7 protein-coding genes and 1 pseudogene are annotated in these 6647 nt (G+C 36.5%); all 8 read right to left on the minus strand.

The window, feature by feature from the left end:
* Positions 1–138: pseudogene (locus tag ACESM9_RS13575) on the minus strand (GNAT family acetyltransferase); the annotation flags it as partial.
* 264 nt (positions 139–402) lie between these two features.
* Complete coding sequence (locus ACESM9_RS13580) at positions 403–1362, minus strand: D-2-hydroxyacid dehydrogenase (RefSeq protein ID WP_372999732.1); 960 nt, start codon at positions 1360–1362, stop codon at positions 403–405.
* A 28-nt stretch (positions 1363–1390) separates the two neighbouring features.
* A complete protein-coding gene (locus ACESM9_RS13585; RefSeq protein ID WP_372999735.1) occupies positions 1391–2299 on the minus strand; it encodes a sugar phosphate isomerase/epimerase family protein in 909 nt (302 codons plus the stop codon).
* 17 nt (positions 2300–2316) lie between these two features.
* Entirely contained in the window at positions 2317–3249 is a 933-nt protein-coding gene (locus ACESM9_RS13590) for a transketolase family protein (protein WP_372999738.1), read from the minus strand.
* Between the two features lie 2 nt (positions 3250–3251).
* Positions 3252–4085, minus strand: coding sequence for a transketolase (locus ACESM9_RS13595; protein WP_372999741.1), 834 nt, complete (start codon positions 4083–4085; stop codon positions 3252–3254).
* A 48-nt stretch (positions 4086–4133) separates the two neighbouring features.
* Positions 4134–4625, minus strand: a complete 492-nt coding sequence (gene rpiB / locus ACESM9_RS13600; RefSeq protein WP_372999744.1) for a ribose 5-phosphate isomerase B — start codon at positions 4623–4625, stop codon at positions 4134–4136.
* The gene (locus ACESM9_RS13605) at positions 4618–5451 is read right to left on the minus strand and encodes a TIM barrel protein (RefSeq protein WP_372999747.1); all 834 of its coding nucleotides are present in this window, start codon (positions 5449–5451) and stop codon (positions 4618–4620) included. Before ACESM9_RS13605 ends, rpiB begins: the two co-directional genes overlap by 8 nt.
* The coding region (locus ACESM9_RS13610) for an L-fucose/L-arabinose isomerase family protein (protein WP_372999750.1) at positions 5448–6647 on the minus strand (1200 nt) is incomplete at its 5' end. The genes ACESM9_RS13610 and ACESM9_RS13605, both read right to left, overlap by 4 nt.

Here is a 6647-nt window from a genome sequence, read left to right on the forward strand (position 1 = left end):
CTTGAGCTGCTCTTCTGTAAACAATGTCGTTACAAATCCATCATTTTTATCCTCTTCGGGTATTGTAGAAATATGATACCTTTGTTGAAGCTCTAAAACGCCAGAAATGTCTTCTACTTTAGCATTCCTATATATCATAATATCCTCTCCTTTCCTATCATCAATCGGGGACGGTTCATAATCACTGAAATAGTAATTTTTTCAAGCAATACTCGGAAGATGCTTCTTCAACTTTTAGCCGCATGTTCCGGTATACGCACACCCTTTCCTTTATAGTCTCTCTATAAAAAAGTCCTTTTGGTAATACACTTGCTTTTATATTACCAAAAGGACGACATTATGTAAATAAGTGGTAAGCTCGGTGTCTGTTACCTACCTCCTATCCATTGCACTTTATATAAATTATTTATTTACTACATTAATAGGATTTCCATCTAAGAATGCTGCAAGGCTATTTACTGCAATATCCATTAATCTTTGACGAGATTCCTTTGGTGCCCATGATATATGTGGTGTAATAAAGCAATTCTTAGCCTGTAGTAATGGATTATCTCCCTTTATTGGTTCAGTAGAAACTACATCAACTCCTGCGGCATATACCTTACCACTATTTAATGCATCTCGCAGATCCTCTTCCACGATTAGTGGACCCCTTGAATTATTAAGGATGATTACTCCATCCTTCATCTTTGCAATGGAATCCTTATTGATTATACCCTCTGTAGATGGGAACAGCGGACAATGTAGTGCTATAACATCTGAGTTTTCATATAGTTCATCAAGAGTTACATATTTACATGTAGCACACTCTAATTCTGGATTTTTGTGTCCATCATAAGCTAATACATTCATTCCCAATGCTTGGGCAATTTTTCCTGTACTTTGACCTATTCGACCAAAACCGATTATACCCATGGTTTTTCCTTCCAACTCTATAAGTGGATAATCCCAGAAGCACCAGTCCGGATTGGATTCCCATCTTCCTTTATGAACTGCTTCACTATGATGGGCAACATGATGACAAATTTCTAATAACATAGCTATTGCAAATTGTGCTACTGATGCTGTCCCATAGGTAGGAATATTGGTTACAATAATTCCTTTATCCTTTGCTGCATCTACATCTATTACATTGTATCCTGTTGCTAAAACCCCAATATATTTTAGATTCGGAGCCGCATCCATGTTTGCTCTTGTAATTGGAACCTTATTTGAAAATACTATTTCTGCATCTGCAATTCTTGATGTTACCTCTTCTGTTGGAGTTCTATCATAAATCACGACTTCCCCTATTTTTTCCAAACCTTCCCAAGATAAATCTCCTGGGTTTAGGGTGTAACCGTCCAATACTACTATTTTCATATCTATGTCTCCCTTCCGTTTTTGATACTTATAGTTTTGCCCATGCCTGATTTAAAGTTCTTTTAGCATTAGCAATAACAATCTCAGGATCTTCATCCCCGACCGGCTTAACTTCAAAGCTTACAATTGGAGGATTTTCTTCATTTAAGAATCCTATGTCCATTAAGACCCTTAAGTAGTTAACAAGCTCTTCCACATCGTTTTCTCCATTTGGAAAACCAAATCTTGGATGCTGATCTCCATAGGCTTTCATTGATGAATCCTTAATTACACAATTACCCATATGGGCATGAACTAAATAATCCTTTATTGGCAGTATTGATTCCTCTACAGTTTCATAAATCATTGGTATATGGCTCAAATCCACCATTAATCCAAAGTTATCATACTCTGCTCTCATTTCTTCTGCAAATCTTTTTGCTAGACTAGCTGGCCCTATTAGAGATTTCTTATCAATATCATAGTCAAAAACCTCAAGTACTACTTTCATTCCCTTTGGCTTTGCATATTCACAGAGTTCTCTTGTAGACTTTACTAGTGCCTTATAAGATTCTTCCTTAGTTTCTTCGTTATATTTTCCACTTAAGAATGCAAAGCCCTTTGCTCCCATAAATTCTGCTTCGTCAATTCCTTCTTTTAAGGATGCTAGTGCTGTTTGTCTTTCTTCTTCATCCAATGAGTTTATATTAAGACCTGTTGTAAGTAATCTTGGCTGAGCACCGTAAGCTACAGTCAAATGTGAAGTTTCAATCATATTCTTAACATTTTCTCTGACCTTTTCATCCTTGATCCATGTAATTTCTACTGCATCAAAGTAGTCATCCACGGCTATTTTCCTTATAGTTTCCTCAATTGGGCCTTCACCCTTTATTGTGTTTGGAAATGCCATAAAATGAATTAAACCTACCTTCATAAACTTATGCATTGATTCATTCATTCTACTCTACCTCCCGTTTATTTTTTTCTTTTTAATGCTCTTTTTGCAGCATCTGCTATTGATTCTCCGCATAGACCATTCTTTTTAAGTAACATTTCATAGTCGCCTGACTCACCAAAGACATCCTTTACTCCTACTATCTCTAATGGCACAGGAGTATTTGTTGAGAGTACCTCTGCAACCGCAGAACCAAGACCGCCATGTATATTATGCTCTTCTACTGTAACTATTGCCCCAGTTTCTTTTGCTTTCCTTAGAACAAGTTCCTTATCTAAAGGTTTAACAGTATGCATATCAATTACCCCTGCTTCTATGCCTTCTGCCCTTAATAGCTCTGCTGCATCCAAAGCCTTACTTACCATATACCCATTTGCAATTATTGTAACATCCTTACCTTCTTTAACATTTATTCCTTTTCCTATTTCAAAACTCATATTATCATCATATATCGGTTTTACTTCTGCTCTGCTTAATCTTAAATAAACTGGTCCTTTATGCTCTGCTGCAGCAAATACCGCTTTCTTTGCTTCATGTTCATCTGCAACAACTACAACTGTAATATTAGGAATTGACCTCATAATGGCAACATCTTCTATTGCCTGATGACTGGCTCCATCATAGGAGTCCGAGAAACCACTATAGGCTCCTGCGATCTTAACATTTAAATTTCCATAGGCTATTAAACTTCTTATCGGATCAGCTGCTCTTAGAGCAAACAAAAATGCAAAGGTATTTATAAATGGAATCTTGCCGCATGCAGCCATCCCTGCAGATACAGCTGTCATATTTCCTTCGGCTATACCCATATTGAAAAATCTTTCAGGAAATACTTTCCCAAACAAACCTGACTTCGTCGAACTAGATACATCAGCATCTAAAACTACTACATCCTCATTTACTTTTCCTAGTTCTATTAATGCCTCACCATAAGCGTCTCTCATTGCTTTCATAATTAATTGGCACCTCCTAGCTCTTCCATGGCAATTTTATAGTCTTCTTCACTTAATGGTTTCCCATGCCATATACTCTTTCCTTCCATGTAGGATACGCCTTTTCCTTTTATGGTTTTAGCAATTATTATAGAAGGTTTATTTTTTATAGTTTTTGCTACTTCTATTGCTTGGTCTATTTCTTTAATAGAATGTCCATCAATATGAATAACATTCCAACCGAAGGATTCAAACTTCTTGCCTATGTCTCCCAATGGCATAATTTCATCATTGGTTCCATCTAATTGCACTCCATTATTATCAAGTATTGTAATTACATTATCAATTTTAAATTTCACCGCTGACATTGCTGCTTCCCAAACTTGACCCTCTTGTATTTCTCCATCACCTAATAAAACATAGGTATAATAATCTTTCTTGTTAAGTTTTGCAGCTATTCCCATACCTACTCCTGCTGATAATCCTAAGCCCAGGGGTCCTGATGACATATCAACTCCCGGTGTTGCTAACATACAAGGATGGCCTTGTAATATTGATCCCATCTGCCTTAAATTTCTTAATTCTTCCTTAGGAAAGTAACCTCTTTCTGCCAATGCAACATAAACTATCGGAGCACAATGACCTTTACCAGCAATAAATCTATCCCTATCTTCCCATTGTGGATTTTGGGGATCTATATTCATTTGATTAAAATACAAAACTGCCATAATTTCCACCGCTGATAGAGATCCTCCTGGATGTCCTGTTTTTACTTTGTTTAACATTTCAATTATTTCAATTCTCATATTCTTAGATAATTCTTGCAATTCTTTCTCTTTTACAAAATCCAATGCCATTTCGCAACCTCCTTAATTGATTTATTTGAAATGCTGAACCTTGCTTTTTTACTTTGAAAGGTCAGCAGGTAGCCATTCATTTTCATTGCATAGAGTTCCCTCAGCTTCTTCAATTAACCCAAGGGAAATATCATGCCTTCCACCTTCATATTCTGTTGTTAACCAAGCTTCCAATATATCTAGTGCCTCTAGTGTCCCAGTAATCTTGCCACCCAGACAAAGTAAGTTTGAATTATTATGAGCACGAGTCATCTTGCCCATATAGGTGCTTGTACATAAAGATGCTCTTACTCCCTTAAACTTATTTGCTATGATGCTCATTCCTATACCCGTTGAGCATATCAATATACCCCGATCACACTCTCCACTTGATACTGCTCCTGCTACCTTGTTTGCGTAATATGGATAACGCACAATTTCTGTAGAGGAACATCCAACATCTTTATACTCAATACCCTTTTTATGTAAGTATTCTAATATTTGAACTTTAAGGTCATACCCTCCATGATCATTTCCTATCCATATGGTTTTATTATTCATAAGCTTTCTCCTTATTTTTTGGAATTAAAGTTCTAAGGTGTTTTATTGCTTGCTCTGCTGCGGAGTCAGAGTTTGGTTCAGGCAATATTTCAACAGATATCCAACCATCATAATTAACTTCCTTTAAAGCATCAACAATTGATTCAAAGTCAAGATGTCCCCATCCGGGAGCTAACCTGTTACTATCAGCAAAGTGAACATAATCAATATAATCAATATACTTTTTTAGATTTCCTTCAATAGAAGCATCTTCAATATTCATGTGGAATACATCAGGCATAAGCCCTAATCCACTAATACCTAATTTATTGATCAAGTCAACTCCCTGATCACAATTATTTATAAAATTAATTTCATATCTGTTAACTGGTTCTAAAATTAGTTTTACGCCTTTTTTATTGGCATAGTCAGATACTTCTTCCAGTACTTCAGCAAATCTCTGCTCTGTTTCCTCTAGGGTTTCCCCTTCAGCAATGAAACCGCGGACACGACCTATATTAAGCATTGCCCCAAATACTACAGCTACATCAACAAGACCCTTAAATACTTCAATAACCCTTTTTCTCTTTTCAACATCTGGTGATGTAAACCATAATCCAGATCCAGCAAAAACTTGACCACTTGAGATAACTGGAATTTCCATATTGTACTTATTAATAAGTTCTTTGATTTTATTAACATCCACTTGATCCTTATCTAACAGAGCTAATTCTACTCCATCATATCCTAGCTCAGCAGCTTTTTTTATACTCTCTTCAATCCCTCGAAAAACCACAAAAGCTGATGGTAGTGCGTTTTCAGATGCTATTGCTACTGCTATCTTCACCCTATCACCTCATATTCTATATTGCTTAATTCACAAAATCTTGTAAGCTCTTCAATATAATCGCCATATATTCCATGTACATGATTGCTTTCATATCTATTGATTAAATCGAGATAATCAACATCCACCTTAACATAGCCATGCGGCCATGCCGGACATGTTTCATTTAACTTTTCAGGAGGATATTTTTTAAATTCTCCCTTGAAGATTGTTAATTTGTAATTGTCTAACACCCTTGAGAGCCTTCCAAAGGTCATCTCGCCTTCCTTAGCAATATACTGAACATGACAGCCTTTACCTCCATACTTAGGAATAACAGGGCTTAAATTAACCGACTTCAAATTTTTCTTAGGATCATCACTTCTCTCAGCATACCATGTAGACATAGCACCACAATTACAGAAGGTGAATATATTTTCGTTTTTATCATAATGCCTAAAATCTGCAAATATTACAGGCTGATTTGAAACAAGGTGCATAACCTGCATGGTAAGAGCAGCATCAGCATCTGCTTCGCAGGAAAACACTACAGGGTCTTTAGCTCCATCCCAATCATAAGGATCATTTATGAATGCTGCGGATAGACACTGAGTGACATAATACTCACTTAAATCATAATGACATTTTACACCCACAAAATTGAACTTCTTTTCTTCAATCAGCTCTTTTGTTGCATAGTAAGTTCTGATTTGCATTTTTAATGATTCCTCTGTTAATTTATCATTGTCATACTGAATTGATCCCAGATTTTCATTAAGCCAGGCAAGTGCTTTCTCAACCTTTTTATTATCGACTAATTCTGCTCTTCTTAGAATATCTGATTGATCGATATGATCCACATCTACACCAAATACCTTCATCCATACATCCGGATTCACAGCTCCTGAAGCCATTCCAATGCTTCGTCCTCCAATAAGCCCGAATACTTGGCCCTTTAATTCTGTCACTGCATGTGCTGCCCTTAAAAAGCCCATTACCTTCTTTAAGGTATCATTTTCATCGATGTTCCCCCATACCTTTTCACATTTAAGGCCAGCTTCTCTAATGGCGTTTACCGTTGCTTGCAATCCACCCAGACCTGGCATTTTCCCATTTACCGGGGAGAGTGCTATAAGAGGTATATTTTGCAGCTTTGCTGCAATTAGTGAGAAACTTGGAAATGAAAATACAGGTACATTAAGAATTACTGCATCAAT

The sequence above is a fragment of the Lutispora sp. genome (assembly GCF_041687175.1).
Taxonomy (GTDB): Bacteria; Bacillota; Clostridia; order Lutisporales; family Lutisporaceae; genus Lutispora.

Coding starts and splice junctions, on each gene's coding strand:
- ACESM9_RS13580 (WP_372999732.1), bottom strand. CDS start 1,362: ATGAAAATAGTAGTATTGGACGGTTACACCCTAAACCCAGGAGATTTA.
- ACESM9_RS13590 (WP_372999738.1), bottom strand. CDS start 3,249: ATGAAAGCAATGAGAGACGCTTATGGTGAGGCATTAATAGAACTAGGA.
- rpiB (WP_372999744.1), bottom strand. CDS start 4,625: ATGAATAATAAAACCATATGGATAGGAAATGATCATGGAGGGTATGAC.
- ACESM9_RS13585 (WP_372999735.1), bottom strand. CDS start 2,299: ATGAATGAATCAATGCATAAGTTTATGAAGGTAGGTTTAATTCATTTT.
- ACESM9_RS13595 (WP_372999741.1), bottom strand. CDS start 4,085: ATGGCATTGGATTTTGTAAAAGAGAAAGAATTGCAAGAATTATCTAAG.